The organism is Fictibacillus halophilus, assembly GCF_042680145.1.
In the GTDB taxonomy this organism is placed as follows: Bacteria; Bacillota; Bacilli; order Bacillales; family Fictibacillaceae; genus Fictibacillus; species Fictibacillus halophilus_A.
In genome coordinates, this window is the sequence record NZ_JBHTNQ010000001.1 from 1340595 (window position 1) to 1366812 (window position 26218).

Annotated in this window: 28 protein-coding genes; 22 read left to right on the forward strand and 6 right to left on the reverse strand. The window is 34.4% G+C overall.

What is annotated here, in order from left to right; translation table 11 throughout:
* Positions 1 to 105 precede the first annotated feature (105 nt).
* The 9 genes from ACFQ4X_RS06970 (at position 106) to ACFQ4X_RS07010 (ending at position 7039) form a co-directional block, all read left to right on the forward strand.
* Positions 106 to 777 carry a DUF4145 domain-containing protein gene (locus tag ACFQ4X_RS06970; RefSeq protein WP_379833949.1) on the forward strand — a complete coding sequence of 224 codons (672 nt, stop codon included), beginning with the start codon at positions 106 to 108 and terminating at the stop codon, positions 775 to 777.
* 25 nt (positions 778 to 802) lie between these two features.
* Positions 803 to 1567, forward strand: coding sequence for a restriction endonuclease (locus ACFQ4X_RS06975; RefSeq protein WP_379833950.1), 765 nt, complete (start codon positions 803 to 805; stop codon positions 1565 to 1567).
* 381 nt (positions 1568 to 1948) lie between these two features.
* Positions 1949 to 2365 (forward strand): hypothetical protein, encoded by a 417-nt coding sequence (locus tag ACFQ4X_RS06980; protein WP_379833952.1) that lies wholly within the window; start codon positions 1949 to 1951, stop codon positions 2363 to 2365.
* A 354-nt stretch (positions 2366 to 2719) separates the two neighbouring features.
* Positions 2720 to 3028 carry a hypothetical protein gene (locus tag ACFQ4X_RS06985; protein ID WP_379833953.1) on the forward strand — a complete coding sequence of 103 codons (309 nt, stop codon included), beginning with the start codon at positions 2720 to 2722 and terminating at the stop codon, positions 3026 to 3028.
* A 249-nt stretch (positions 3029 to 3277) separates the two neighbouring features.
* Positions 3278 to 4108, forward strand: a complete 831-nt coding sequence (locus ACFQ4X_RS06990) for a VWA domain-containing protein (protein ID WP_379833955.1) — start codon at positions 3278 to 3280, stop codon at positions 4106 to 4108.
* Positions 4108 to 4827 (forward strand): hypothetical protein, encoded by a 720-nt coding sequence (locus ACFQ4X_RS06995; protein ID WP_379833957.1) that lies wholly within the window; start codon positions 4108 to 4110, stop codon positions 4825 to 4827. The genes ACFQ4X_RS06990 and ACFQ4X_RS06995 overlap by 1 nt, the downstream gene beginning before the upstream one ends.
* Before the next feature lie 26 nt (positions 4828 to 4853).
* Positions 4854 to 6425, forward strand: coding sequence for a hypothetical protein (locus ACFQ4X_RS07000; RefSeq protein WP_379833958.1), 1572 nt, complete (start codon positions 4854 to 4856; stop codon positions 6423 to 6425).
* A gap of 47 nt (positions 6426 to 6472) precedes the next feature.
* Entirely contained in the window at positions 6473 to 6676 is a 204-nt protein-coding gene (locus ACFQ4X_RS07005; protein WP_379837206.1) for a hypothetical protein, read from the forward strand.
* A 39-nt stretch (positions 6677 to 6715) separates the two neighbouring features.
* Positions 6716 to 7039: a hypothetical protein gene (locus ACFQ4X_RS07010; protein ID WP_379833960.1), complete on the forward strand. Its 324-nt coding sequence runs from the start codon at positions 6716 to 6718 to the stop codon at positions 7037 to 7039.
* Positions 7040 to 7438: 399 nt separating this feature from the next.
* Here the strand turns inward: ACFQ4X_RS07010 and ACFQ4X_RS07015 are convergent, their stop codons facing one another.
* Complete coding sequence (locus tag ACFQ4X_RS07015; protein ID WP_379833962.1) at positions 7439 to 8209, reverse strand: PH domain-containing protein; 771 nt, start codon at positions 8207 to 8209, stop codon at positions 7439 to 7441.
* 170 nt (positions 8210 to 8379) lie between these two features.
* Between ACFQ4X_RS07015 and ACFQ4X_RS07020 the strand changes: the two genes are divergently transcribed.
* The 6 genes from ACFQ4X_RS07020 to ACFQ4X_RS07045 all read left to right on the forward strand — a co-directional run bounded on the left by ACFQ4X_RS07020 (position 8380) and on the right by ACFQ4X_RS07045 (position 12578).
* A complete protein-coding gene (locus ACFQ4X_RS07020) occupies positions 8380 to 9102 on the forward strand; it encodes a hypothetical protein (protein ID WP_379833963.1) in 723 nt (240 codons plus the stop codon).
* A gap of 155 nt (positions 9103 to 9257) precedes the next feature.
* A complete protein-coding gene (locus ACFQ4X_RS07025; protein WP_379833965.1) occupies positions 9258 to 9596 on the forward strand; it encodes a hypothetical protein in 339 nt (112 codons plus the stop codon).
* Positions 9597 to 9973: 377 nt separating this feature from the next.
* The gene (locus ACFQ4X_RS07030; RefSeq protein WP_379833966.1) at positions 9974 to 10798 is read left to right on the forward strand and encodes a hypothetical protein; all 825 of its coding nucleotides are present in this window, start codon (positions 9974 to 9976) and stop codon (positions 10796 to 10798) included.
* A 167-nt stretch (positions 10799 to 10965) separates the two neighbouring features.
* A complete protein-coding gene (locus ACFQ4X_RS07035) occupies positions 10966 to 11268 on the forward strand; it encodes a hypothetical protein (RefSeq protein WP_379833968.1) in 303 nt (100 codons plus the stop codon).
* A gap of 96 nt (positions 11269 to 11364) precedes the next feature.
* On the forward strand, positions 11365 to 11958 hold the full coding sequence (locus ACFQ4X_RS07040) for a hypothetical protein (protein WP_379833969.1): 594 nt from the start codon (positions 11365 to 11367) through the stop codon (positions 11956 to 11958).
* A gap of 17 nt (positions 11959 to 11975) precedes the next feature.
* Positions 11976 to 12578, forward strand: coding sequence for a hypothetical protein (locus tag ACFQ4X_RS07045; protein WP_379833971.1), 603 nt, complete (start codon positions 11976 to 11978; stop codon positions 12576 to 12578).
* A gap of 170 nt (positions 12579 to 12748) precedes the next feature.
* On the opposite strand, the gene ACFQ4X_RS07050 is transcribed toward ACFQ4X_RS07045, so the two are convergent.
* Positions 12749 to 12973 (reverse strand): hypothetical protein, encoded by a 225-nt coding sequence (locus ACFQ4X_RS07050; protein WP_379833973.1) that lies wholly within the window; start codon positions 12971 to 12973, stop codon positions 12749 to 12751.
* 92 nt (positions 12974 to 13065) lie between these two features.
* Entirely contained in the window at positions 13066 to 13548 is a 483-nt protein-coding gene (locus ACFQ4X_RS07055; RefSeq protein ID WP_379833975.1) for a hypothetical protein, read from the reverse strand.
* A gap of 711 nt (positions 13549 to 14259) precedes the next feature.
* Between ACFQ4X_RS07055 and ACFQ4X_RS07060 the strand changes: the two genes are divergently transcribed.
* Both ACFQ4X_RS07060 and ACFQ4X_RS07065 read left to right on the forward strand, forming a co-directional pair.
* Positions 14260 to 14739, forward strand: a complete 480-nt coding sequence (locus ACFQ4X_RS07060) for an excalibur calcium-binding domain-containing protein (RefSeq protein ID WP_379833977.1) — start codon at positions 14260 to 14262, stop codon at positions 14737 to 14739.
* A 422-nt stretch (positions 14740 to 15161) separates the two neighbouring features.
* A complete protein-coding gene (locus ACFQ4X_RS07065) occupies positions 15162 to 16175 on the forward strand; it encodes a DNA/RNA non-specific endonuclease (protein WP_379833978.1) in 1014 nt (337 codons plus the stop codon).
* Between the two features lie 405 nt (positions 16176 to 16580).
* On the opposite strand, the gene ACFQ4X_RS07070 is transcribed toward ACFQ4X_RS07065, so the two are convergent.
* Complete coding sequence (locus ACFQ4X_RS07070) at positions 16581 to 17144, reverse strand: recombinase family protein (protein WP_379833980.1); 564 nt, start codon at positions 17142 to 17144, stop codon at positions 16581 to 16583.
* Positions 17145 to 17627: 483 nt separating this feature from the next.
* On the opposite strand from ACFQ4X_RS07070, the gene ACFQ4X_RS07075 reads away from it, so the two are divergent.
* Both ACFQ4X_RS07075 and ACFQ4X_RS07080 read left to right on the forward strand, forming a co-directional pair.
* Entirely contained in the window at positions 17628 to 21980 is a 4353-nt protein-coding gene (locus ACFQ4X_RS07075; RefSeq protein WP_379833982.1) for an NACHT domain-containing protein, read from the forward strand.
* 294 nt (positions 21981 to 22274) lie between these two features.
* Positions 22275 to 23021 (forward strand): hypothetical protein, encoded by a 747-nt coding sequence (locus ACFQ4X_RS07080; protein ID WP_379833983.1) that lies wholly within the window; start codon positions 22275 to 22277, stop codon positions 23019 to 23021.
* Positions 23022 to 23200: 179 nt separating this feature from the next.
* Here ACFQ4X_RS07080 and ACFQ4X_RS07085 read toward each other — a convergent pair whose 3' ends face one another.
* On the reverse strand, positions 23201 to 23590 hold the full coding sequence (locus tag ACFQ4X_RS07085; protein WP_379833985.1) for a hypothetical protein: 390 nt from the start codon (positions 23588 to 23590) through the stop codon (positions 23201 to 23203).
* Between the two features lie 108 nt (positions 23591 to 23698).
* The gene (locus ACFQ4X_RS07090; protein WP_379833986.1) at positions 23699 to 24157 is read right to left on the reverse strand and encodes a hypothetical protein; all 459 of its coding nucleotides are present in this window, start codon (positions 24155 to 24157) and stop codon (positions 23699 to 23701) included.
* A 211-nt stretch (positions 24158 to 24368) separates the two neighbouring features.
* On the opposite strand from ACFQ4X_RS07090, the gene ACFQ4X_RS07095 reads away from it, so the two are divergent.
* The 3 genes from ACFQ4X_RS07095 to ACFQ4X_RS07105 all read left to right on the forward strand — a co-directional run bounded on the left by ACFQ4X_RS07095 (position 24369) and on the right by ACFQ4X_RS07105 (position 25932).
* Complete coding sequence (locus ACFQ4X_RS07095; RefSeq protein ID WP_379833988.1) at positions 24369 to 24674, forward strand: hypothetical protein; 306 nt, start codon at positions 24369 to 24371, stop codon at positions 24672 to 24674.
* Positions 24675 to 24967: 293 nt separating this feature from the next.
* Positions 24968 to 25459 carry a hypothetical protein gene (locus ACFQ4X_RS07100; protein ID WP_379833990.1) on the forward strand — a complete coding sequence of 164 codons (492 nt, stop codon included), beginning with the start codon at positions 24968 to 24970 and terminating at the stop codon, positions 25457 to 25459.
* 176 nt (positions 25460 to 25635) lie between these two features.
* Entirely contained in the window at positions 25636 to 25932 is a 297-nt protein-coding gene (locus tag ACFQ4X_RS07105) for a hypothetical protein (protein WP_379833991.1), read from the forward strand.
* Positions 25933 to 26218: the final 286 nt, after the last annotated feature.

Below are 26218 nucleotides of genomic sequence, written 5' to 3' on the forward strand. Positions count from 1 at the left end.
AGCAATTCGCTTTATCTCTTTTTTCTGGAAGGATGAGTAAATTTGGCTAAAACGATTCAACCCTCATATCAAATGAAATCTTTTAATTGCCCAAGATGCGGGGTTTTGTGTCCTCAAAACTGGTACTCAATCGAAAGACAATCACCCAACTTACCGGATGCAAGGATTCAATTTGTCTCAGATACGTATGATTTTAATGGTCCTCGTGGCTATGTTCCACCCAAATTACTGTCTACTAACTGGGCTTGGAAGCTAGATATAAGTATATGTCACGATTGCACTAACTACACCATCTGGGAAAATAAAAAGATAATCTACCCGTTTGAGTCAGAATTGCCGGAAGCACATGGTGATATGCCGGAAGATGTTAAAGGAATTTATACAGAAGCGACTCAAGTATACAAGCACTCTCCAAGAGCGGCAGCTGCCTTACTGAGACTCGCAATCGAGATTATGATCCCACAACTTGAAGAGTACAACATCAAAAAAGCAAAGATTAATACAATGATCGGAGAACTTGTAAAACAAGACATTCCTCAACATGTTCAACAAGGTCTTGATGCGATTCGTATTTATGGGAATGAAGGTATCCATCCTGGTGAGATTGTAATAAATGATGATCAGGAAACTGTTCAATTTTTATTTGAATTAATCAATCTCATGGTCGATGAACTCATTACAAGAAAGAAAAAGATTAAGTCTATTTATGACAAACTACCGATAGACAAAATAAAAGGCATCTTGAATCGAGATAAAGTGAAAGAGGACAGCAAATAAGCTGTTCTCTTTTGGAGGTTTTGTAATGAGAATTGTTCACGAACCACCCAATAGTTGGCAAGATTTAGAACTAATAGTTGCAAAAATATTAAAGGAATGTGGATTTGATACGGAGCGTGGAAAAGATATAACTACCGTAAGAGGTACGGTTGATATAGATGTGTACGCGAAGGACCACAATAGCACACCATCATCTGTTTACCTCATCGAATGTAAATATTGGAACACTGATATTCCTAAAACAATTATCCATTCATTTAGAACCGTTGTTGGTGACTATGGAGCACAACACGGTTTAATTATTGCTAAAAAAGGATTTCAATCAGGAGCTTACGAGGCAACTAAAAACACGAATATTCATTTGCTTTCTTGGAATGAATTCTTATCATTTTTTGAAAACCGTTGGTTACATAACAGATTAAGAAACTTGCATCGTATATCTGAACCACTGCGGATTTATAATGATCCTTTAGATGTTTCTGACTATATTGCTCACCTCTCAGAAGTTGAAATGATGTATTACCAAACGTTATGCAAAGATTATATGGGGTACAGTATTTATTCTCATAAAATGACTTATGAAAAAATCAAAAGTCTTCATCTGTCACATAAAGAACAAATTGAAAATATTATACAAACCGCTCAGAAACATTTCGATGGAATTTCTATTAATTGTTACAATGATTTTTTTGAACACATCGAACAAAAATGTGTAGAGGGGATTCGGCTTTTTGAAGAGCTTTTCAAGGATACTGACGCAAAACTCCACGTACAAAAATATAGTTACTAGTTCAAAGAAGAAAAGAGTTTGTCTTTGCATGTCATATGAAGGAAACGATAGCGTATGGAAGAATAGATGTTTAACACGTATCGACATTTTTCATGCGTATCACGTTTATATTGATTCTATTAAACTGAATTAAATATTCTTGGCGTGGATGGATAAAATACCCCGTGTCTGATTTGCTAATGGTAAGAACACTTAGAACCTCTCCCATGGGTGAAACTTTAGAGCAAGTCAACTACTTTTTCTCGGAAAAGTAGAAAGCTTTTAACAGTCCGAGAACAGGCAGAAAAAGCCCTAATGAGCATCTTTTTGGGTTACTGTTTTATACTTTTTTAAATTTTTTACGGTGGAGATCATTAAGCGGTTACAATAGGGGGAAAGGCAATGTCTTATTATGATAAAGAGAAGAAGAAGAAGAAGTTTGGTTGTTTGGGATGTGGTTGTCAAACCTATTTAGTAATTTTTCTTATCATAGCAGCTATTGGAGCATTTTTAGGGGATGACGACGATTCAAAGGACAAGAAACTAACAAGTACAGCATCATCTGTCGTTGCAACTAAAGATTCTGAAAAGCCAAAGACACAAGCGGAAAAGCCAAAAGCTCAACCAGTTCAAGAAAAGCCAAAGCCTGCGGAAAAGCCTAAAGCTGCTTGTTTGGATATTAGAGGAAACATATCTAGTTCGGGAGAAAAGATTTATCATGTGCCATCGGGGCGCTTTTACGATAAGACAGAACCTGAAGCAACGTTTTGTACTGAAGCAGAGGCAAGAAGTGCAGGATATAGAAAATCGAAACTGTAAGTTGTGTAGTTTATTTTTTTGATGTTTCACTAGTGTTTTTGGAAGTTTGACGGTCAAGGGAATAAACATATAAAGGGAGACAATGCAGCGACAACTGCATCATCCTGAAATTTTATTTCAACAAAGCAAATATTGAGATGATTAAGCCAAGTTAGACCCTGCCTAAAGCGGTCTTTTCTTGATTTTTTCCTTTTCAAGGGCAGTAACATTTTTATTTTCAATATTGAAGACCATTGGAATATCTTCTACAAAGTCTGCAAGTGGTCCTAGATCCAGACCAAGGCAATCTCACCTAAATTTCCCAACTGAAAGTTTAGGTTATAATAGTCGTGGATGGATAAAAGGGGGAGTACCATGAAAGTTTCCATTACGGGATATCGAAAAGAAGTAACTTTTACTGATACGGACGATATTATTGGGTATGAAGTTTACTTCGAAGTGGATGGTACCTTTGAATTGTTTGTTTATGTAGATTCTATCGAACTAACAATAGGAGCAGATGACGACTTAAAGTACGAGCAAAGAGCGTTTGAAGAACAATATGAACATCGAATGAAAGAATTAGTTGATTCCGTCATAGAAGAAGCGATCCAGCATCCGAAAATTCCAAAAGAAATTATATCAAAATTAAAAGCACACCGATTAAAGCGAATCTATGAATAAGATTCGCTTTTTTATATGCGGATGAGGTGGGAAAGGTTACCCCACACGCTGCTGTGCGCAGGTTAAAATAGTTTTAATGTGCGAATTCGTTTGCTATCTATTTGACTTACCGATTCTGGTGAAAAGGGATTTAAAGACAATAAATCGTTAAAAACACGAAATATTCCATGAATTATTCAAGTTAAAATATATAATATTTAAAAAATATAGTATAATTAGTAAAAATTATACTATATTGGGGGTTTCTTGATGTACAATGCTGAAATTAGTCGTATTAATCCAGGTGCTTTTTTTATTTTAATTGATCAATCAGGATCGATGGCAGATTGGACTGAAAATGGCAATACATTATCGAATGAAGTTGCTGATATCATTAATCGTTTTCTACAAGAACTTGTAATTAAATGTTCTAAATCTGAGGGTGTAAGAAATTATTTTGAAGTTGCAGTTCTAGCTTATGGTCATAAGGGCTGTTATAACGGATTAGATGGTCCCTTGGGTCAAGATTTTGTTCATCCAATAAGTTCTATTGCAGATTTTCCATTGAAAATAGAGGAGCGGAAAAAGAAAATCCCAGACGGTGCTGGCGGAGTAATTGAGCAAAACATTAATTTTCCTATTTGGTTTGAACCCGTAGCAAATGGCGGCACACCTATGTGTGAAGCTTTCCATAAAGTTGCAGAACTATTGGTTCAATGGTGTGATGATCACCAGGAAAGCTTTCCGCCAATAGTTATTAATATCACTGATGGAGAACCAACTGATGGAGATCCTGAGCCTATCGTAGAACAAATTAAAGAAATTAGTACAGCTGATGGCAATGTTTTAGTTTTTAATGTTCACTTATCAACTAATAGTGAAAAAGAAATTAAATTTATTGATGATTCATATCCACTTTTTGGTCCACGTGAAAAAAAATTATTTAGAATGTCGAGTGTATTAACTCCAGCTATGCGAAGTCAGTTAATCAATGAAAATTCAAATGTTACGGATACTTCAAGAGGATATATATATAACGGAAGTGCTTTTTCTCTAATTGAATTGTTCGAAATAGGAACAAGGGCTGCGAACCTTAGATAGTGATGAATGTTAAGTTAATTAATGAATTTTTTATTCAGAAATATGGAAATGAAATAACGGAGTACGAAGATGCTTTTGCTTATAAAGATGATGAAAACTTTTTGCATATAGCTATTTCGGATGGCTCTACAGAAGCATCATTTTCGAAAGAATGGGCGCAAATTCTAGTAAATCATTATGTGAAATCTCCTACAACATTAATTAATATGAAATGGTTACGACCTGCAATTAAAGAATTGTACAATATAATAAAGATTGATTCGTTGCCTTGGTACGCAAAAAATAAATTTATCGAGCAAGGATCTTATGCCACTCTAATTGGATTATCTTTTAATAAACAAGAAAATCAACTTTCTATAGTTGCGGTTGGTGACTCATGTGCATTATTTGAATATGTTACTGATAAATTATTGATTCCATTCGATGATGAAACCAAATTTAGCAACAATCCTTATCTGATCAGTAGCTTAGAGAACAGAAACGAATTACTCATTAATAATCAATTTACTGCAAAACTAGAAATTGATGAAGAACTCGACATTTTTTGTATGTCCGATGCATTAGGTTCTTGGTATTACAGTTCGTTAGGATGTTTAGGAGAATTGGAATTTCTTGAAAGTAACAATGATTTTATAGATTTTGTAAGTGACAATAGAAAAAATAATACTTTGAAAAATGATGATGTAACATTAATCCACATTAAAGTTTCCTTTCCATAGGGAAATAAATTTTAAGGATGATCTAAATGGCTTTACCATTAATGTCACAATATTCAGAGGCAATCCAGAATCCGGGTCTTAATCTATTGGATCCGGATTTAAGGCTTTCTAAACCTGATCTAAATCCTATGGGTTTACCAAAAGTTGTCGGAGGTGGATTTGCTTTAACCTATCGGTTAAAAAATAACAATAAAAGTTTTGCAGTCAGATGTTTTCATAAAGAGGCATTAGATTTACAAGATCGTTATATGAAAATAAGTCAATTTTTACGTCATCAAAGAAATACGTTTTTTGTAGATTTTGAATATCAACATAAAGGGATTATTGTAAATAATAATACATATCCAATCATTAAGATGGATTGGCTTGAAGGAAAACCTCTCTATTTCTTTATTGAAGAAAATTTAAGAAATGCAAAAGTTCTTAAAGACATACAAAATCAATTAATTGATTGTGTTAATCAATTGATTAGTATTGGTATTGCTCATGGTGATTTGCAACATGATAATATTTTTGTAAGCGGCAATAAGTTAAAACTTATCGACTATGACGGATTATATGTTCCAGGAATGAAATATGGAAGTAGCAATGAATTAGGGCATGTTAATTATGCGCATCCAGATAGAAACCCGTTGAGTGATGTATCAATTTCAGATAGGTTTCCTTCAATTGTTATTTATTTGGCTTTAGAAGCACTTCAACATTCTCCCTCATTATGGAGTTCGTTTGATAATGGACAAAACTTGCTTTTCAGGACAGATGATTTTGTTAATCCAGAATCATCAAAACTTCTTTTTGAAATGTCCAAATTGCCCAACATGAATGCGCTAGTTAAAAATTTTACCCTTTTATGTAATTCCTCATATGAAAATATTCCAACATTAAAAGATTTTATTAATGGGAATATACTTACCACTCAGCGCACTATTACTAAAGTAAATAAATCAACTATACGGGTAAGACAGTATAAAGTGTTAAATGCTAAAGATAAAAATGAATTAATGGAACATGTCGGTCAAGTAATTGAAGTTATAGGTTTTGTTAAAGAAATAAAAATTCTTAAGACCAGATATGGTCAGCCATATGCTCGTATTAATTTTGAAGAATATAATCCTAGAACTAAAAAATTTAATTTGGTTATTTGGAACAATGGGTTAAAAGCTTTAGAGAATAAGGGAATTAACATTTCTTCATTTAAAAATAAATGGATATCTGTAGTTAGTTTGGTAAGTGAATATAGAAAAACTCCACAATTTATTATTGATCCCAATACCAAAATCAATATATTGAAAAGCGAACAAGAAGCAATGAGCATTCTGAACAGCTCAATGCAAATTTCTAGTAATAATAAGCATAGTAGTGAAAGTAGAAACTCATCGATACTAAAGGTGTTGAAACAAAGCAAATCAGTAATACCTAATAATAGGCAATCTAAAATAATAACTAGTAATAACCAAGCAATCTTAAATAATTTAAAGAATAACACTCAAATTAATACAGTTAAAAATTTTAGAAGTACAACAAATAATCCACCAAATCATCAAAATGAAAATATTTTATTTAAGCTCTTAAAAAAATTAGTTTCGTTATTTAATTAATATAATTATTACATTATTCCAATCGGGAATATAAAGAAGAAGTGAAATTGGGGGAAATGCGAGTATTAAGTTTGGTAGGATTGGTCCTTTTATTAACGGCATGTGGGATCAAAGGGAATTTAACAACTCATAATGGCGAGAAAATCTATCATATGCCGGGTGATCAGTTTTATGATGTTACGAATGCAGAACAATGGTTCTGTTCAGAGGAAGAAGCAGAAGAAGAAGGCTATAGACGAAGTTTTAGATAATGGGATTCTTTCAATTATTTATCTTTAAGGGGGATTTTCATGGCTATAGAGCGTTTTGAAGATGAGTCAGCAGTAAAGGAATATGCAGAATGGAGAAAAAAAAATCCTCATGGTTACGTTTTGAATATCAATATTAAGAACCAGGGTGAGTCTAAATGTATAAACATTATACATAGAGCTAGTAGGTGCGCGTCGTTAGACAGTCCCCCAATAGTTAATCGTGACCGACCAGTTACTGCAGAACATCCAAAACTCTGCTCAACAGATGCTAAGGACCTTATTAATGAGATGTTGGATAAGAATTTACCGTATAAACCTTGCGGGCGATGCAAGCCTGAAATTTTGACCACCTCTTTTAAGTAAGAAAAATTACCATACAATTTTCGCTAGTTGACTATATATAAGAAATTTGTATAACATCGAAAACCAAGCTGCTGCAGTAAATGAAAGGAATGAGCCATTTTCAATGGTGCTATTTTATATTCAAAAATTGTTACGACAATCTTTATCCCCATCAACACCCCTCATAAGGCGAATTCTATTGGAAAGAAACTAGGGAAGGGGTAGCCCCCGAAAAGGATGTCGGAAAGTGAAATGTTTTCGGGACTGTTATTCTCTAAGATTCACTGGGTAAATGAAAATAAGCCTAACATTCAACTGAACGAGGAACAGACAAAACTTGAGTTGTTACTAATCAAAAGAGAGAAGCATCCAAAAAGAAAAAAAGAGCCCATGTGGCTCTTTTTTCACTTTAAGGTCCTGTTATAGACCTAAAATTTGTTTCTTTTTAGAATCATATTCCTCTTGTGTGATCGCATCCATGTCCAGCAACTCTTTGAACTTTTTAAGTTCGTCTGCTGCCGAAGCAGGAGCAGCACTTCTAGAAGAATCCATTGGATTTATTGCATGCTTTAAATCATCTAGAACTTGATGAATGTTGCTGTTTATAGATGTTGCCGAATCACGATCTAAGCCAACATTAAACTTTTCTTGAGGAGTGTCGATGGTTAAAACGCCAAATACTAAACCTTTATTAAACGTGATATCATTGATTTTTTCGTGAGCAACCGCTTTAAATTTTTCTCCGGTCATTGCTTTTTGACCAAATATAATGCGTTTATTTGTAATAGCATATGCGTAGTTGTTGTCATGTTTCGTCGTGGACACAAAATTATGCAATCCGATAAATGTCATCAAGACCTCTTCATTATTCATCAGATTATTTTCAAGTACACCAAAATGCTTAAGACCCCAGCTCTTATTAAATCCAGAACCAAATTTATTCTCTAAACAGTATTGATACATTCCTTGTGCTGTTGACATGGGATTAGTAGTGTGTTTGTGAGCTTTCGCTTCAATAATGTCTCTTATTTCTTCAATGGTTACTTTATTCACATTTACCGCGGTTATCCCGCCTGCTTTTTTTAGACAATCCGGACACACCCAAGCATCAGATTTTTTAATTTTAAACCGATTTAAACCCACGTCACCATCACAAGCACCACACGTCACTTTTAATGAAAAGAATCCCATCAAAAAACCTCCTATTAAATCCTCATTGAACTAATGATTTTTCAATATATGTCAGATATTCCATAAGTAAAATTATACAATACTTCATGGTTAACATGTCAAAGTAATCCTTGAATAGTTTATTTTGGAAGCATACAATTTAATTAAGAAACGCGTATGGGGGAGAATTTATGAAACTATTAAAAGGGATTGGATTATTTTTTCTATGTTTTATCGCTGCAACGTTTGTTTCGATCGGTATTCAAATGTTATTTCCAGCTGTCGATAATGGCATTTTTACCGCTGTATTAACATTGATATTTACGTTTATCTTCTTATTCTATACCCAGTACGAGACCCGAAAAATCAATAAAGCGAAAAGCAATAAAGCTGCAGGAACCATAGATGAAAACCCGTTCAAGCGAAAATCATATTTAATAGTATCCACTGTCTTAAATGTTATCTTACTGCTCATGATTGCAAGTGTTTTCACCCAATACAAAAATACAAAAGATAAATACTTAGAAGTTAATACTGAAATGGAAGATGTAACGGAGGAAATGGAGTATTTGGAAGAGCAACATGAAAGCGTGAGTGACCAATATGTTTCTCTAGAAGAAGAATACAACGCTTTATTAGCAGAGAATGTCTCGGAAGATGCCGAAGTGGTTGCTGCTGAACAAGAAGAAATTGCACCGGAAGAAGACACGGAGTTTGTAAACCCTGAGGGCGCTTTTACACAAGGGTCATCAAAAGAACATGTAAGAGCTGTGATGGGCGCACCCACCGGAATTAGTTCCTATCCTACAGGAAGAGAAATGTGGTCTTATGATTTCGCGACCGTTACGTTTAACGCTGAAGGTGTAGTAGAGGGATGGTCGGATTACGGCGGAGACACACTGAAAGTTCAATAGTTTACAAGAAACTTTAATCACAAATTAAAGTTGCCACGACCCATTAGCCTATACTTAAAAAAGCGTCATCTAGTCTTATTCTGACCCTAAACAAGGCGGCTAGTGTTCCATACGGATCAGGCTGGTCGCAAATTCTAGATGAAAGGGTGCTTTTTATGTACTTTATCACCACATTTACGAAACTTGAAAAATCGGATTTAGGTTGGCGGGAATTGGGTTCCCAGCGTACGATCGGTTATTTCACTTCATTAGAAGATGCGAGAGACATCGTCATTCACAATCAAGGTGATATCTGTGAGACCGTCTATCACTATGCCCTTATCGAAAAGATCGAAGAAGGGCTATACCCTCATTTTCCGGATGTAGAGTTATATCGTGTAAAAGATATCACGAAGAACGTGGACGAGAAAGAAGTGTATAACATGGAAGGTCTCACATATGAACGAATCGAACTTCCAGAAGACTTCGGGCGCTCATGCCTGGCAATAGGATAACAAAGAACGACCAGACATAAATCTGGTCTTTTCTCATGTAAATGAAAACGTCATGCCACTTTAGGCACAACGTTAAATTATTATTTCTTAGGTTTTGGATAAACATTTAGTTTAAGTAGAGGTTCTTCAGCTTCGCCCCCGACAGGTGTTTTTATGAAGCTGTGAATATTTGAGATTCCTGATGAGTTTTCAGCTACATAGAAAACGTAAGAATAGATTTCTGGATAGATGTCTGGTGTGCTCTCGGCAATAAGATTTCATCCAGCGCTATTCTTTTAATGTGTTCGAGAAGGGAGAGCGAACTTAAACGACAGGTCGAAGAGTCTTTTGAATATGATAAAGAATGGATGATTCCTATAGAGTAAAGGGGGTTCCTTATGAATAAAAAAAAAGTGCTCTATGCTAGACCAGAACTTGGACAAGAAGAATTCACCCGGCATTTATTCAGCATTTATGCCAATGACTTAGGATTTGAAATCATCAACATACAGAAGAAATTCCCTGACTGCACAGCTGTTGATTTAAGAGACGGGAAAAACCGAATCGTGAACATCGAGTTGGAATACCATGCCGGCAATTTCATTAGTCATGGTCACTTAAACCAGCTCGAAGAAGGAGAAACGTGCATTGTCATCTGCTGGAGCGGGAAAGGGATACAATTTATTCCGAGCCATATCGAAGTGATCTTCTTATCTGATAAAAAATATGGCTTCGAGATACGAGACCCGTATTTAGACTTAAAAATCGAAGAAAGCGGCGTTACTCAAGAACCCCTGTACCGCGTGATCAGCTATGTCTCTCAAGAAGCGGGCGGGAGGTCATTTGAAGAATTTGAGAGAGTCTCGATGTTCCGGACGAACGTTAAGTTTTCGAACAACGAACTCCCAAAAGGTTCCGTAATCGTATTAAGAGAGCATAACCGTTTAGTAGGTGAATTCACTGTGATCAGTTATCACTGGTTCGAGAGACCTCCGAAAACAGATTATGAGAAGCGATTATACGAACTCACGACGTTCCCTGTGACCATCAATGATACGTACCAGGATGTTCATTTTGAAAATTGGACAAAAGGGCATATCATGTATACGGACTTTAAGTTATACGACCCTTCAGTGAATTTCAGCATCCTAGACCGTTCAAAATATGAACGCAATTTCTATATCAAGTTTGAAGAGCTGCAGAAGATTAGAGGATTGGTTTAATCGAAAAGTAAAGTAAACCTCGAAAAGACGCTAAAATAGGCGTCTTTTTTTATATCCTTAGATGAATATGAAGCGGATTATTGTCGAATGTTTTTAATGGATAATTATGGCTAAAAAGAATAGGATTAGAATAGGTAAAGAATAACAATTGAAAGCGGGTAGATGACATGATTGTGATCAAAGTCAATGAAGTACCCACGTCGAGAGAGGCTTTAAAGGCTCGCGTAAAACGAGCTTGGCGCATTTCTGCAGACCGCTTATACAACCAAGAAGAACTAATCGCTGTCTACAAAGGTGAGATATTAGAAGTATACAAGATTTTAAGTTATGAAAAAGATCAAATGGAACACAACCGAGTCGCGTTTGAACTGGAGGAGAAAACGAGTCATTTAAAAGGACGGAAAATCAAGTACCGAACGGCTAACCCTTGTACGATCATCGAACAAAATAAGCTGGTCGTCATTCCTTAAATCAAATATGAACGATTGAGCGAGAAACCTATGCATGTATTAAAAAGGAGTATTGCTTTTCTTGTGCTTTGTGGCTGCCACTAGGAGGAGGTAATGATGAAAAAGTTATTAACGTTTCTCTCTTTGTTGCTAATATTTGCGGGTTGTAGTGAAACACCTGAGAAGAAGGTAGAGGCAGAACCGAAGAAGGAAGTCGTGGAAACCCCAAAAGAAGAACCGAAAGCGGAGAAACCGGTTGCTGAAATTGAAGAACCCGTTATCCCGAACATGACAGAAGAAAAACAGATGATTTTAGATTATGTGAACGCCGCCACACCTTATATCGAAAAATTAACGAAGAACGTTCAAGACATTGGTAAGGTGTCACAAATTGGAGCAGATGACCCTGCCATCGTATCAACGAGCGATTACCATGAGACCGTCCAATTAATCTGTGACGACATCCAAAGAAACGTAGAGGGAATGAGAGCGATTTCTGTAGGAGACAATGAAGATTTAAAATCACTAATGATTACGCTTGAAAACGCATTAGGTGATCTTGAGTTTGTTGCGCAAAACTTTCCTGTCGCTGTTGAAACAGGGGACATGGAGCTGATGAATCAATCTACCGATGCGTTAAGTAATAGTTCGTTTTTTATGGGAAAGGCGAAAGAAAGAATCTTAGAGCTTGCAAGCGATTTACTTCAGTAAAGAAACGGAGGCAGCAAATGAAAACTCGTACTCAACAAAAAAAGTTAGATAAACTAGACCTATCACAATTTAAATTGTTACCGTCAGCAAAACCCCCTCTGTTTCATGGCAGCACCATTAGAAAAACAGCGCAGTATCTTTGGACCAAGAAAATACGTCCAGCGGTTTTAGACCAGTATGCACGAACCTGCTCCGTTTGTGGGTGGGTTCCTGAAAATGAGACGGAAATCAAACGTCTACATCTACATGAAATCGAAGAATATGACTTTAAGAACAAAGTGTGTCATTTACGTGGGATAGAACTCATCTGCTTAAAATGCCACTCGTTTCATCATATTGTACGAACAAAGGCAGTATCGACAAAAGAACAATGGGAAGATCTTATGCAGCATTTCATAAAAGTGAATGATTGCTCGCCTGCGATTATAGAAGATTTTGAATGGATTATATCTCAATCTTTACAGCAAGATAGTAATCTTCAATCACGGGGTGAAATGAGTTGGGATGAACTGAGGGATTTAGCTGATAAACCAGTAAGTTTTACAATCAGTCCTGACGTTCCTTTTGCTGAAGAACTTACGAAAACCATAGCGAATAAGAGATTGTTGTACCAGGAGTAGTAAAGTCAAAAAAACTCTCGAAGTTTTCGAGAGTTTTTTTGTGAACATGGCTTTTTCTTTGCTCTGATAAAGCTTGATAAATGCCCCATTATGACCTGCCGCAACAACAAAAAAAGACATCACAAATCGGAATGTCTTTTTCACTTGAAATGTCTTATATATTTCGCACCTTAATGAAGAAACTGCGAATACAACTTTCCATTATTATCAATCATCACTTTTATCCCATCTTCTTCTAAGCTATTTATAAGGGATTGTATGTCATCAGCGACATAATTATCAGGAACCTCTTCATAGGCATCGTCCTCATAATTGTAAACAGGTTCACTAAACTGCAGCAAAATTCTTAAAAGTGCAAGCTTTTCTTCTATCGGATTATTGTTTGTATTATCCACTTTTTTAAAACCTCCTTATGAGATTTAGTGTTGTCATTTTACCAGTGCGTTATCTAAAATGTTTTAAAACATGCTGCGGATACAGTTTTCCATTACCAATCATCACCGTCGTTTTTATCTTCTTCTAAACTGTCTTCAAGATATTGTACGCCGTCGTCAATATCCACGTCTCCATCTCCATCATAATCATCAGGATTCACTTCATAAGAGGGCGTTTCTTCATCATCCCCCGAATCGTAAACAGGGTCGTTAAATGCCCATACAAAGAACCAAACCACCAAGCAGATGGCTACGATGACAAGCGAGAGACATCCAAAAAATACAGCAGCATCGTTCGGGATGGTCTCCAACTTTTTGAACTCTACCCGTGTATTTTCAATTTTATCGGACGGATCCACTGTGAAAAAGAGAGTGAGGTCCGCTTGTTTTTGTTTCATGTTCATTCTTTTTACACCCGGGTATGCACCTGGAACGATATTGGTGAATCCTTTTATTTTTAAGTAGGCGATGATTTCTTCTTCTTCGTACTTTTTCCCGATAAAGTGCTCGGCTACTTCTATACGAAAGTCACTCATCCTAGCTCCCCCTGTTTTCATAAAGTAGTCTACATTAACAGTATATGGGTATTTTCAATGTTTTTGCGAAATATTTTTTCGGAGTGAGGATTAATCAATGACGAAGTATAAGAATTTCCGAGAACTCTATCAAAATGTTTTGATAGAGTAATAAAAAAAAGAGAGAGAGAATGGCAGCCGCTCTAGAACATGCTACGCATTCGAGTTTTGATCAAATCTTGATAACTTACTTCTTTAATCTTTACATTAGAGATGAGTCTAACAGAAGCATGAAGCATGTAGTCACCATGGATTTCTTTAAAATCTCTGTCCTTTTCAAAAAGAGTAGCATTCATTTCTAGTATGGCTACGACTTCACCGTCGGTTAGAAGTTTTTGTAGGTTTTTAATAAACGTAACGTATCTTTTTCATCAAGCTCGTGAAATTCTCGGAATTTGCTGTAAATAATAAAGTCACTGTTTTCAAATTCATACGCTGAAATATCATAATCGTTTAACATCTGCAGGAAAATAACCCTAAGAAGTTTTACCATAACTAGGTTAATAATATTAAGGATTATCATATGGGGATTTGTTGGAGTTAAGATAAAAAGGATTTCAGCTTTAGCTTGGAAATCTTTTTAAATTATATAAATTTATTCGTTTTTTGAAGTATTTTAGCAGTATAATAGTATTGGTATTTATATAAATATTTACAAAAAGGGGACATTTTATGAAGAAATTAACTTACTTATTTATGGCTTTTGTATTAGTTTTCCTTTCAGCATGTTCATCAAATGAAACAACTAGCAAAGAGGAAACTGCTGAAACAAAAAAAGAAGAGAAGAAAAAGGAACAGGGTGTAGCTGAGGCTAAAGCAAAGGCAGAAGCTGAAGCCAAAGCAAAAGAAGAAGCTGAGGCTAAAGCAAAGGCGAAGGCTGAAGCTAAAGCAAAAGCGGAGGCTGAAGCCAAAGCGAAAGAAGAAGCTGAGGCTAAAGCAAAGGCGGAGGCTGAAGCTAAAGCAAAAGCGGAGGCTGAAGCTAAAGCAAAAGCGGAAGCTGACGCTAGTTCGACTACTTCTAGTGGAGAGTCAGAGGTCTTTGCCAACTGTACTGAATTAAGAAAGGTATATCCAAAAGGCGTTCCAGCTGATCATCCAGCATATCAATCTAAAATGGACAGAGATAATGATAATTATGCTTGTGAGAATTAGTAGACTATGAGGTAATTTATTTGTTTTTATCGGTCCCTCTCAAATAAATGAGAAGGGCTTATTTTCTGTAAATGGTTTATAGTGAGGCTGTCTTGATGCGCAAAATCCTATCGAGAGAAGAAACGTCAGAGAGAATTAAAGATAAGTAAGATTTTGAAAAATCGTACTTAACTAACGAGTGCAAGAGTTAAAGTTTGTTAAACAAACAGGGGCTTGAGTGAAGACGTATACCGGGATTGATCACTGCGGCGGTCTTTTACTTATTCAACTAAGAAGCAAAATAGTTGGAGAATGGTCATATACTCTTATTTAACAATAGTGACAAATTTTTTTCTTTGTTATAACTCAAAAATTCTTCTAAGATTTTTAATCCATATAAATATTAAAATAATTCTAATTCAATTAAAAAAAAGAGGTGCAATATGCAACAAAAATGGTATCAAAAATCTTGGGGGAATATTTTATTACTCCTTTCACTACTTTTATTTACTAGTTGTTCACAACAAAATAATACAGAAATTAAAAAAAATAAAACTCAAGAAGTAATCAAAAAGAATGCAGCCACTGTTGAAAGCAAAAAAAGTTCACCTGCCGATGAAGCGGAAAAATCGACTAGTCAAAGCGAAGTCAGTCCAAACGTTCCTGCCACTAGTACACCACCGATAACAAGTGTTAATGGTGACTTTGACTACAGTAAATATACACTAATTGTAGTAGATGGTGGAGATATTTCAGGTTATAGAAAGCCGAATGTAAGAGTTGATGTCGGGTTTGGCGACAGGGAATATTGGGCTTTTACAAATGAATACGGACAGCTAATTCGTGTTGAGGCAAAAAATATAATGCTCCAAAATCAGAATACTGAACATGTTTTATCGTCAGGTAGATACTATTCTGATGAAGCAAAAGTTCCAGGTACAGAGAGTCAAGAATTAGATGAAGGGCATGTGATTGCTGACTCTCTTGGGGGAGTATCTAACGCATATAATATTACACCTCAAGACAGCATTCTCAATAGGCACGGCGATCAAGCTTATATGGAAAAAGTGATTCTAGATGCAGGAGGTTGTACAGATTTCGTAGCTGTGATTCAATATTCAAATACTCAGACGCAAATTCCTAACCATTATAAATTCACATACAAAATTCAGGGCAGATCCATTACAGATGAATTTGACAATGTAAACCCAGATGAAGTGAATAAAAATTTAGGGGAAACGACAGGTACGAGCAGTACGCCACCGAAAACAGAAAATGTACCAGCAAACGAAACGGTAAGTAGTAATGAGGATGTTAGTAAGGTGGATACCAATCATAATGGAAGTGTTACGATCGCTGAAGCCAAAGCTGCTGGCTTTAAAATGCCAATTACGCGCGATTCATGGCTCTATAAATATATGGACGATCGAGATGGTGATGGACTAGTAGGTGAGTAAAAAAAAATGGATATTTATACACATGTAACACAAAAATGAAACAAAATCGGCAAAAATAGGTGCACTTGGTGTCTTAAACCTTGACCAAGTAATTGAGTAACTAGCATTACATGAAAAAAGGCATATTGAACAAATAATTGAACAAATAATGGATATCATCAAAGCTTTTAGATAAACAGAAGAGATAAGATGCATTTCTCTAAGAAGGAGAAATGTTCATTTTTATTGAGTTCGAACAAGGGACAAAAGGATGTTGTTGAATAAAGCTTCTCCTGATTCAAAAAATGTCAAAAGCACTGCGATTTGCAGTGCTTTTTCATATGCGATTCACTATATTTTTCGACCTTTTGTACTCCAAAAGAGAACCCGTTAACAGTAAATTAAACAACTCTTTAACTTTATGTATTATTTAAGCTTTTCAGATTTTAAATACTCATAAAAAGTAGTCCTGCTTATCCCTGTCTTCTTAGTGATTTCGTTTACCGAGTATCTTTTGGTATCGTATAGAGCAAATGCCATTTCTAATTTATCTTCATTAACAGAAGGACGACCAAGCTTTATGCCGTGTTTCTTTTTCGCTGCCAATTGCTCTTTTGTTCGCTCAGAGATAATATCTCTTTCAAGTTCAGCAATTGCGCCCATCATTCTGAAAAAGAATTTGCCCATAGCACTCGTAGTATCGATCTTTTCTTGGAGTGATATAAACTCTATGCCTTTCTTCTCAAAACCTTCTACAAGTTCTTCCAAATGCTTTAAACTGCGGCTTATACGATCAAGTTTGAATACGATAATCTCATCGGCTTCACGAGCGTAATCAATCATTCTTTTCAATTCTGGACGCTCTTTTTTCATTCCTGAAGTCTTTTCTTTGTAGATATTTTCTTCTTTTACACCTGCCGCTTTTAATGCTTCTATTTGCATAAGCATGTCCTGATCATCGGTAGACACACGCGCATATCCAATTTTCATTTCATTCCTCCTATTTGCGTCCGAAAAAAGGGTATAGAATGTATTTACGAACATTTTATTTACCGAACCCTTTTTCGGACATTTTTTCTTGATTTTTAGAAAGAAAAAACCACCCTCTTTAATTTTTTTCTATTTGTCAATTAAACGGTCGTTTTCCGAATACTCTATTACGTTCCAAAGTTTATTTTATAATCCTCTTAACATTAAAAACTAACTTACTGATAGATAATTAATGAATAAATACAATGAATAATGTTAAGTTGTAATTGGAATAATTTTCTTTCATTCTATAAATCACATAAAAGAAATGATTTAGGTTCAATTAGTAATGTAAAAAAATACATATGTTTAACCAGTGACACTGTGCAGAAAAGTAGAGTTGGTCTTGTAAAGTATGCGATCAATTGCTTGGTTTTCATTAATATAAAGGTAAAAAATGATATAATTGTATAAATATAATAAAAAGGATCAGGAGTGAAAGTAATGATTGACTGGTCAAAATTAAAACCATATGATACTGATCAAAAAAGAAGTTTTGAGGAATTGTGTTATCAGATTGCAAGAGTTCAATTTGATGATATTGGTATCTTCACCTCTGTAGATGATAGTGGGGGAGGAGATGGAGTAGAATTTTTTCTTACCCTAGCTAATGGAGAAGAATGGGGATGGCAGGCAAAATTTTATTTAGAGGGTAGACTAGTTCAGGGGAGAAAAAGTAGCATTATAGGATCATTAAAAAAATCATTAGAGGTGCATCCTAATCTTAAAAAATGGTACCTCTGTATTCCTATGGACCTAACTGTTGGTGAAAAGGAATGGTTCAATACAACATTAAAAGGTATCGTTGGCGAAAAAGATGTTGAATTGTATTTCTGGGGTGAGAGTGAATTTAATTATTACTTAGGGTCACCAGAATATGCAGGGAGAAAAAACTATTTCTTTGGAGATCTTGAATTAACTTTTGACTGGTTTAACACTCAGGTTGCAAACCAACTGTCATCGATAAAAGGAAAGTATAATCCAGCTGTACATACTCAGACAGAAGTGGATCTTGAGATCGATTCAATTTTATTAAATGAAGGTTATAGACAGTATCTAATGGGACAGCGAAAGTCTCTTTTAGAATTAATCAAGAACATTGAACCTGTACTTTCAAAAATACAAAATATAAAAACCTCACTTCTCCCACTAAGAATTAAAAAAGAATATCTGCTATACATTCAAAAAGCTATTGATAAATGTGAAGTATTGCTATCTCTTTTTAAGGAAGAAATTTCATTGCATGAGCTAGGATATTACCCAAATCAAAATGCTATCCCTTTTAATGAAGTGCTTGACGACCTATTATCGTGTATAACAAATCTACGGGAAAAAGATACTTCAATAGACGAGACATTCCTTATTGTTACTAAAGATATGGATCAAGAGAATAAGAATCAAATCACAGATACTAGAAGCACGTTGTGGAAACCGATTGAGATTTTTGAAGAAATTTACTATGTATTGAAACTGACAGTAACTAAAGTGAACAGAAGTAGATCAAGTAACTTAAATATCTTTGGAAATGCAGGGTATGGTAAGACTCATGTCACAGCTCATATTGCTAAAGAAACGATTGATAAAGGTTTGCCGGCAATATTTATCTCAGGCAAAAATATTGCGGACACTCGTATATTAACAGAACAACTTTTATCCAATTTGGATATTCCTCGAAATTATAGTTGGACAGAATTCTTGAAAGCATTGGATGTTGCGGGCAAAGCATTTAGGACAAAAATACCAATATTCATTGATGGGTTAAATGAAATTAGGGATATAAGTGTAATTAAGAATGGATTGCATGGAATAATAAAGGAAATAACTTCTTTTAATAATATTTGCTTAATCACCACCTGCAGGATAACTTATATTAAAGAGATTTTTGAAGAAAAGCCTTGTGATAGTGTATTTTTAAAAGGATTTTCAGAAGAAAACTTAGTCGAAGCGATCAAATCTTATTTTAATTACTACAAAATAAAATCTGACATATCTGCTGTTTCACTTGAAGCATTCGAACACCCGCTTTATCTACAGATTTTCTGCGAAACTAAAAATCCAGAAAGAGTGGATGAACAAAAAGTATATATCAATGAACATTCCATTTTCGATATTTTTGAAACTTATCTTCATAATTGTAACCAAAAGCTTAGTGAAAAATTGAATCTAAATCCCAGAAGGAAAATTATTATAAATAAACTCCTTGAGTTAGGCAAATCTTTATGGGAAAGAAGCTCTAGATTTATTTCGATAACGCATGCAGGAGATATTCTTGAATATAATCCAGCTACTAATTGGAATGATTCTGTCGAGAAAAATTTAACGGATGAAAATTTATTAATCTATAGGGATTGGTATCAAGAAGAAGAAGATGAAGTCATTACATTTACATATGATTTGTTAGGTGGTTTTATTATTGCCAAATACTTACTAGAAGAGCATAAGCTTAATTTACATGAATTTTTAAATAATACTTATACTGTACAAAAGCTATTTGGAGAAGAATATCAATTAAGACATCCTTTACATGAAGATATAAGTCGATGTATTGCTGCGATGTTACCTCTATATGAGGGAAATTATCTTATTGATTATATTGAGAATAAGACAACTCTTAATTTGACTGTGAACTCTTTCTTTGAGATGTCACCTGAGTATGTTAGTGAAAATGCCAAGGATTTAATCAAGTCTTTGTTTTCTAAACCAGGTAACCGAAATCCTTTTTTTCATATTACTGAAAAGACTTTTAGACAAGTTGGACATCCATTAAATATACATTTTTGGTCAGAATTAATATCTAGTTTAAGTATGGCTGAACGAGATGTTTCTTGGAGTGAGCATATAAGGGGAAATGTAGAAGGTATCAATGAATCAATCGAAGCACTAGAGAAACTGACGCAAAATAGACAAATAGAAATAGATTCATATACAAATGATTACTTACAATTATTAGCCGAATATGTAATGTGGACTTTGACAAGCACTATTCGGACTTTAAGAGATAGAGCTACACGTGCACTTTATTATTTCGGAAGGCTTTTCCCAGAGGAATTTTTTGATTTACTCAAATACTCATTTAACATTAATGATCCTTATGTTTCTGAACGTATGTTGGCAGCATTATATGGAATTGGAATGGCTAAACAGTTTGATTTTAATGATGATAATTTTAGAAAATATATACTACCTGAAAAGGCTCGTGAACTTTATTCTATGATGTTTGCTGAAGGAGCCGAAAACTTTACCACACATATACTTTCAAGGGACTATGCTAGAAAATTCATAGAAATGACTTTAATTCACCATCCGAATTTTCTTAAAGAAGATGAAAAAGAAAATCTTTACCCTCCTTATAATGAAGATAAAGTATTAAAGTGGGGTACTTTAGATGAAGAGGATATTTCAAAGCTAAAGTACCAACCAATTAAGATGGACTTTGAAAATTATACCATTGGTAGACTTGTGGAAAATCGTTCAAACTACGACTATGAGCATGAGGATTACAAGAAAGTCAGGAGTCAAATTTATTGGCGTATTTATAACCTAGGCTTTTCATCTGAATTATTTAGTGATATAGATAATGAGCTTGAGAGAAGAAATTTTAGGCATGATCGTTCGGGAGATGGTAGAAAAACAGATCGTTATGGTAAAAAATATTCATGGATTGCTTATTTTGAATTGGCTGGTTATAGAGATGATCAAGGACTGCTTGTTGATGATTGGTATTTAGAAGAACAGCGCATTTCGGAAACAGATATTGATCCAAGTTTTCCAATCGAAATACCTAACACACAAATTGTTACAAAGGACTATTTTGCAGAGTACCTGCCCATAGATGAATGGTTATTTGGTGACTGTGTACCTGATTTTGATGAATACTTACAAATGGAAGAAATAAACGGCGAAAAAGGTCCGTGGGTTTTACTTGATGGGTACTTTTCAGACGAAAATCAAAGACAAACGAGAAGTTGCTTTTTCTTTCCAAGAGGGCTGCTTGTAAAAAATGTCGATTTTGAAAAAGTCACTTTTTTACTAAGAAGGCAAACGCTTGGAGGCAGATGGATACCTGATGCTTCAACTGATTATTATGTATTTGCAGGTGAAATACCATGGTCTAATATGTTCAAGACAAATAACAAAACAGAATTAAAATTTATAACCCAAAAAGAAAAGGAACTTGTGCCGGTAGAGCATAGAGTTCTGGTTAAGGACGGAGAAAGATTGACACATACTCAAGTGTCGGAACTTAAACAAATGCTTTTAGAAGATGGGAAAATAGATGTCTTTTCTTCACTAATTACTTTAAATCACTCTGACTGGTTTGATGAAACAAGTCTAGAAGAGTTTGGTATAAGGATTGAAAAAGAAATAATTGAAGAAGAACAGGAGAAAAAAGTGATTGACATATTTCATGTTCTATTACCTGTTCGAGATAATAGCTGGGAAGAAAATAAGAGTTCCGTTATCCCAAGCCGAAATGTAACTACACCATGTAGAGAAATCACCACTACCTTAGACTTAATTGGTCAACCACAAACTTTTGATTTATATGAAAAAAATGGACAAAAGGCTTCAATAATATGTGAATATGGAGTTTCATACAGGAATAGACAGAATTTCACTTACTTAAGAAAGGATTTATTAGATAAATTTCTTGAACAAGAAGGATATCGCCTTATTTGGGGATTATGGGGAGAAAAAGAAGTCTCATATAAGGATAAGGCATTTAGAGATTTTTTTGATTCAAGATACGGTGAAATTAGAAAAGAATTTCAAGACATTGTTATATATGATGGTTAAAGTGAGTGAATGAGATATTCCGGATTTTACAGGGCGGTTGAAAGGATTGCGCATTCATTAGAAGAAGAGAGGATTACGAAGGTTACTTCGGCAAAATCCTTGAAGATGATTTAATTAAAGCCCATCTTGAAGAATATATGGGTGGACATATTTATCAATTATTAAATGCCAATAATTCTACTGATCAGCTGAATTAAATCATAAACTTTTCAATTCAATTAAACTTTTAAACCGCAACAGGATTGGTTGCGGTGAATTTTTTTTACATTATAGAAGAGAGAAGGTGAAACTACTATGAAGTTAAAATTAAAATGGTTATATCTAATTATATTATTAATTCCAATAATCATTAATTATGGATTACTGTCTTGGACTGCACCTGGAGTTTCAACCAATACAAATCCATGGTTAGCTTTTTTGGGTAGTTACTTAGGCTTTATAGGAGCAATCTCAATAGCTCTCTTAAATACAAATAATCAGCAATTAAGAAATGAGCAAATAGATAAGGAAGGTAAAAGATCATTAGTTGTTGTTAATGATTTCTTTGCTCCAATGACTTTACACAATATAAATACACATGAGAATAGTCGACTTATTGAAACAGAAAATTATAGTGAATTCTCAGAAATACATAAACATGATAAAGATACTATCAATATCTCATTTATTAAATTATCCCATTTTGGAAATAGTGATGTAATATTAGATACTGAAATAACAATACAATATAGACTTCATGAAGCCGCAACAATACATGAAGTTCAAGTTCACATTGGAATTATGGAAAAAAACATAGAAGTCTTTGTGCCATTAATTGTTCCAAATATTAAACAAGAAGAACATTTATTAGTGGACGTTATAACAGTTAACTATAAAACTTTAATGAATGAAAAATTCAAGTACATTATTGATCATCTTCAATGCAATGAATTTTATTACATTGTGAATGAAGATAATACTGAAACACCGTTATATGAATTAAACAATACCTCAGGTTCTACTTGGATTTATCCAAAAAAACTTGAAAAAATTAAAACCTAATTTTAAGGTATTCTATTTAGATACAATCACTAAACTCTTCTATAGAGTTGTATATTTTAGGATATATTTAGAGGTCATTGGTATTATTTACAAGATTTATTAGGGAACTTATTTTCACATACATGAAAAGTCTCACTCCTAGATTTTAGCAAGTAAAGGGAGTGAGACTTTTTGGACTATTATTTATTTTGTAGAGCTTGATATAAAATGTTAAAGGTACTTTCTTTTATTGGCAGGTAGCTTATCCCTTGCTTACTCGGGTTAAAAGAACGTAAATATTTTCTTATTTCGCTCGTTGACAAACCTTTTTCTTTATCACAAATAAGATTAACGGGCATCTCTACATTAAAACGGTGATCACCAGAGTGACAATATGGTCCTGTTACTTCGTACATCCCTTGTAACTCTTGAACTCTCCCTAAAACATAAACCAGCATTTTCGAACCCTCAGGTATAATATACTCATAATAAATGTTGTTATTGGAATTAAATGTAATTCGACTATTCCTATTTTCATCCTGCCTCCAGCGGTCCCAGACAAATTTTATTCCGTGATAACTAGGCTTCATAATCATATCCTCCAAATTAATATTGAGGAGACCGACCATCATCTCCTGAAAAGCTTTCTCCTTAAATATAATCAAGTCTCTGCGACTGTCTAAAATAGGAGAAATTAATCAGAATGTTAATGCGTTTCCTTCTTCTTGAGTTAGTCCTCTGTAAATACCACAACCTTTTTCATGATTCCATTCAATTTGAAAAAACGGAAAACCGTCCTTTGTCCCTCCTGAGAGACGCTGCCAACGACCAGGACGAAATACTCCTGAAAGAGCACCATGCGGCGCCAGGAAGGGAAGTTCCTTTTTAAGTATGTGAGCCGAAACCTTTCCAGGATGCGCTTTCATCCATTTTAGGACTTCAAGTTGATTTTTAGAAGCCTGAGTTGCAAATCTCTTGAGGATTTCAATGTTGTCTTGAATTAACAGTGTTTCACTGTCTACTTCTTGAATACTTTTACTTGGAACTTCAGTTATAGACGTTTCATTTTGCAGCTGTAAAAGCCTTCTCTCGAGTAATTCCTTTAACTCTTTTACCTCATTAACGTTATTAAAATCAATTTCAAAAGTAGCGTTCATTAATTGGACCTCCATCCATTTTTTATTACTTCTAATTATATAAATGAATAATGCATTTGTCAATTTAGAATTCTAAATGAATCCTATTTAAATTCTAAATATAATTAATCGTTATTTGCACATAAGAGATTTTGTTTGAAATAAGTCTAAAAAATGCATTTCATTAATATTTTCATAAAGAGTAACTGTTTTTTAAGGGAGGAATTAGAAAATGGATTTTGAAGCTATTTCAACTATTTTTACAATAGCAATCTTTGTAGGATTATTTATTTTCATAGCAAAAATAATTCCAAAGAAAAATCATGATTATGACAGCGATGATAGTAGTAGATCAAGATATGATAATATTGACGAAGAACTAATTCGTCAAGATTTAGAATATCAAGCAGATGCTCTTCGACGTAATAACGCGCCGAGTTGGAAAGTAAAAGAAATTGATAACGAGCTAGGTCGTTCCACAGTCGAAAGAAATTATGAAGATTATCGAACAGGTTACGATGGAGATGAATCTAATTAATTCGTTATCCCAATTCTCTTCGGTAGCATTTTCTATTCCGAAGAGACATTAAAAAATAGGAATATAGACGAGAAAAACCCATATATTATCTCTTGCTGTTTATCTATCTAAACATTAGTTTTTTTAGTCATATTTAATTTTTAGGAACATATAGTAGTTTAATGGGTGAGAAGAAAAAGGAGAGATTATAAGATTATTAGGGCGCGTTGGGGGAGAACAAGTTTTAAAGGTTAGTAGAAGTCGGGGATGAGATACCTATTGATACTCTAATCACACGAAAGGAAGAACAACCGATGGATACACAAGAAAATAATCAAGGTTCGAGTCAAAGATTTGGTCCAGTTGTAAGATTCCCAATCAATGTAAGAGCGCAAATGAGTATAGATAAAATCCCCACCGATCCTGCCATGATTGTAGCAGGAGCTTTTGTCAGAGCAGGTTTAACTCCTGTCCTTGAAGTTCATTATAGTAAACGAAGAGTGGATGTCAGTACCGTCGAAATTCCTTATTTATTAAATGAAATCGATGGGTCATATCATTCTTCTTCAGAACAAAAGCAGAAAGATATTCAATTTGATAAATTCGTTGCATTTAAAGGTCACATTACTGTTAGATGGACTAATGAGATGGCATTCAATCATGCCGAAGCTATAGTTGATTGGAATATTGGTTATAATCTATACAGGCAACAAGCGGGGATTGAAATTGATATACCTAAATTAGACCTTATAAGTCGTTCGTATATATTTAACGATGACCAAGATGGGAAACAAATTCTTAATTAAAAAGAACTGCCGATTCCCTCCATTTTAGTGGAGGGTTTTTATATAAAAAAGTTCCGTTTGGGTTGAAATAAATTGGTTAATTTTAAAATAGTTTAGAATAGTCTGTAAAATAGAATGTTATAATCTGTCAAATAGTGTAAAATAATGATGTATTTCAAAACAGAGGAGGAATGTATATGAATGTTGGTACGTTTACACTAGAAGTTGATAACGAGTTGCTTGAGGAATTTGACTTTGAAGGCATGTTGATTCATCCGCATAATCAAGATCTTGGAATGCTTGTTTTAAGCAGTAAAGATGATTCTTTCACCTTACATATCTTTAAAATTATGCTTCAAAATGAAAGCTATCATATTGAGAATAAGTTGTTACAACAAACTTTTTCAACCCTCCAGAACATGTATGTATTCCTCGAGAGTTTTTCTACTTTTTCATCAGATCAATTCTCGTCATTTTTAGAACAGGTCGAGTAATTTCGGCGCAGCCACCATTTTATCCATCCACGATGAAGAGCATTGAAAAAGCAGCATATTTTTATGGGTCAAAAAACATGTCGGGATTGTTCACCCATTTTTTAAAAATTTTTCAATGCATTGAAAGTGTATCAAGCTTAATACGGTTTCAAGTATGATCGCATCTAATTGCTATGCGAATGACTCCTAAGCGCTGCCAACCACCTTAACGATCTCACAAGTACACGTCATCTGTTTCATCGTTCGTTCAAAGTGACCGTTACGGATTCCAGAAGTTGCGATACGC

What these genes read in the sequence shown, in the direction of transcription:
- ACFQ4X_RS06975 (WP_379833950.1), top strand. Translation starts at nt 803, where the DNA reads ATGAGAATTGTTCACGAACCACCCAATAGTTGGCAAGATTTAGAACTA.
- ACFQ4X_RS06980 (WP_379833952.1), top strand. Translation starts at nt 1,949, where the DNA reads ATGTCTTATTATGATAAAGAGAAGAAGAAGAAGAAGTTTGGTTGTTTG.
- ACFQ4X_RS06985 (WP_379833953.1), top strand. Translation starts at nt 2,720, where the DNA reads ATGAAAGTTTCCATTACGGGATATCGAAAAGAAGTAACTTTTACTGAT.
- ACFQ4X_RS06990 (WP_379833955.1), top strand. Translation starts at nt 3,278, where the DNA reads ATGTACAATGCTGAAATTAGTCGTATTAATCCAGGTGCTTTTTTTATT.
- ACFQ4X_RS07000 (WP_379833958.1), top strand. Translation starts at nt 4,854, where the DNA reads ATGGCTTTACCATTAATGTCACAATATTCAGAGGCAATCCAGAATCCG.
- ACFQ4X_RS07010 (WP_379833960.1), top strand. Translation starts at nt 6,716, where the DNA reads ATGGCTATAGAGCGTTTTGAAGATGAGTCAGCAGTAAAGGAATATGCA.
- ACFQ4X_RS07015 (WP_379833962.1), bottom strand. Translation starts at nt 8,209, where the DNA reads ATGGGATTCTTTTCATTAAAAGTGACGTGTGGTGCTTGTGATGGTGAC.
- ACFQ4X_RS07020 (WP_379833963.1), top strand. Translation starts at nt 8,380, where the DNA reads ATGAAACTATTAAAAGGGATTGGATTATTTTTTCTATGTTTTATCGCT.
- ACFQ4X_RS07025 (WP_379833965.1), top strand. Translation starts at nt 9,258, where the DNA reads ATGTACTTTATCACCACATTTACGAAACTTGAAAAATCGGATTTAGGT.
- ACFQ4X_RS07030 (WP_379833966.1), top strand. Translation starts at nt 9,974, where the DNA reads ATGAATAAAAAAAAAGTGCTCTATGCTAGACCAGAACTTGGACAAGAA.
- ACFQ4X_RS07035 (WP_379833968.1), top strand. Translation starts at nt 10,966, where the DNA reads ATGATTGTGATCAAAGTCAATGAAGTACCCACGTCGAGAGAGGCTTTA.
- ACFQ4X_RS07040 (WP_379833969.1), top strand. Translation starts at nt 11,365, where the DNA reads ATGAAAAAGTTATTAACGTTTCTCTCTTTGTTGCTAATATTTGCGGGT.
- ACFQ4X_RS07045 (WP_379833971.1), top strand. Translation starts at nt 11,976, where the DNA reads ATGAAAACTCGTACTCAACAAAAAAAGTTAGATAAACTAGACCTATCA.
- ACFQ4X_RS07055 (WP_379833975.1), bottom strand. Translation starts at nt 13,548, where the DNA reads ATGAGTGACTTTCGTATAGAAGTAGCCGAGCACTTTATCGGGAAAAAG.
- ACFQ4X_RS07060 (WP_379833977.1), top strand. Translation starts at nt 14,260, where the DNA reads ATGAAGAAATTAACTTACTTATTTATGGCTTTTGTATTAGTTTTCCTT.
- ACFQ4X_RS07065 (WP_379833978.1), top strand. Translation starts at nt 15,162, where the DNA reads ATGCAACAAAAATGGTATCAAAAATCTTGGGGGAATATTTTATTACTC.
- ACFQ4X_RS07070 (WP_379833980.1), bottom strand. Translation starts at nt 17,144, where the DNA reads ATGAAAATTGGATATGCGCGTGTGTCTACCGATGATCAGGACATGCTT.
- ACFQ4X_RS07075 (WP_379833982.1), top strand. Translation starts at nt 17,628, where the DNA reads ATGATTGACTGGTCAAAATTAAAACCATATGATACTGATCAAAAAAGA.
- ACFQ4X_RS07080 (WP_379833983.1), top strand. Translation starts at nt 22,275, where the DNA reads ATGAAGTTAAAATTAAAATGGTTATATCTAATTATATTATTAATTCCA.
- ACFQ4X_RS07085 (WP_379833985.1), bottom strand. Translation starts at nt 23,590, where the DNA reads ATGAAGCCTAGTTATCACGGAATAAAATTTGTCTGGGACCGCTGGAGG.
- ACFQ4X_RS07090 (WP_379833986.1), bottom strand. Translation starts at nt 24,157, where the DNA reads ATGAACGCTACTTTTGAAATTGATTTTAATAACGTTAATGAGGTAAAA.
- ACFQ4X_RS07095 (WP_379833988.1), top strand. Translation starts at nt 24,369, where the DNA reads ATGGATTTTGAAGCTATTTCAACTATTTTTACAATAGCAATCTTTGTA.
- ACFQ4X_RS07100 (WP_379833990.1), top strand. Translation starts at nt 24,968, where the DNA reads ATGGATACACAAGAAAATAATCAAGGTTCGAGTCAAAGATTTGGTCCA.
- ACFQ4X_RS07105 (WP_379833991.1), top strand. Translation starts at nt 25,636, where the DNA reads ATGAATGTTGGTACGTTTACACTAGAAGTTGATAACGAGTTGCTTGAG.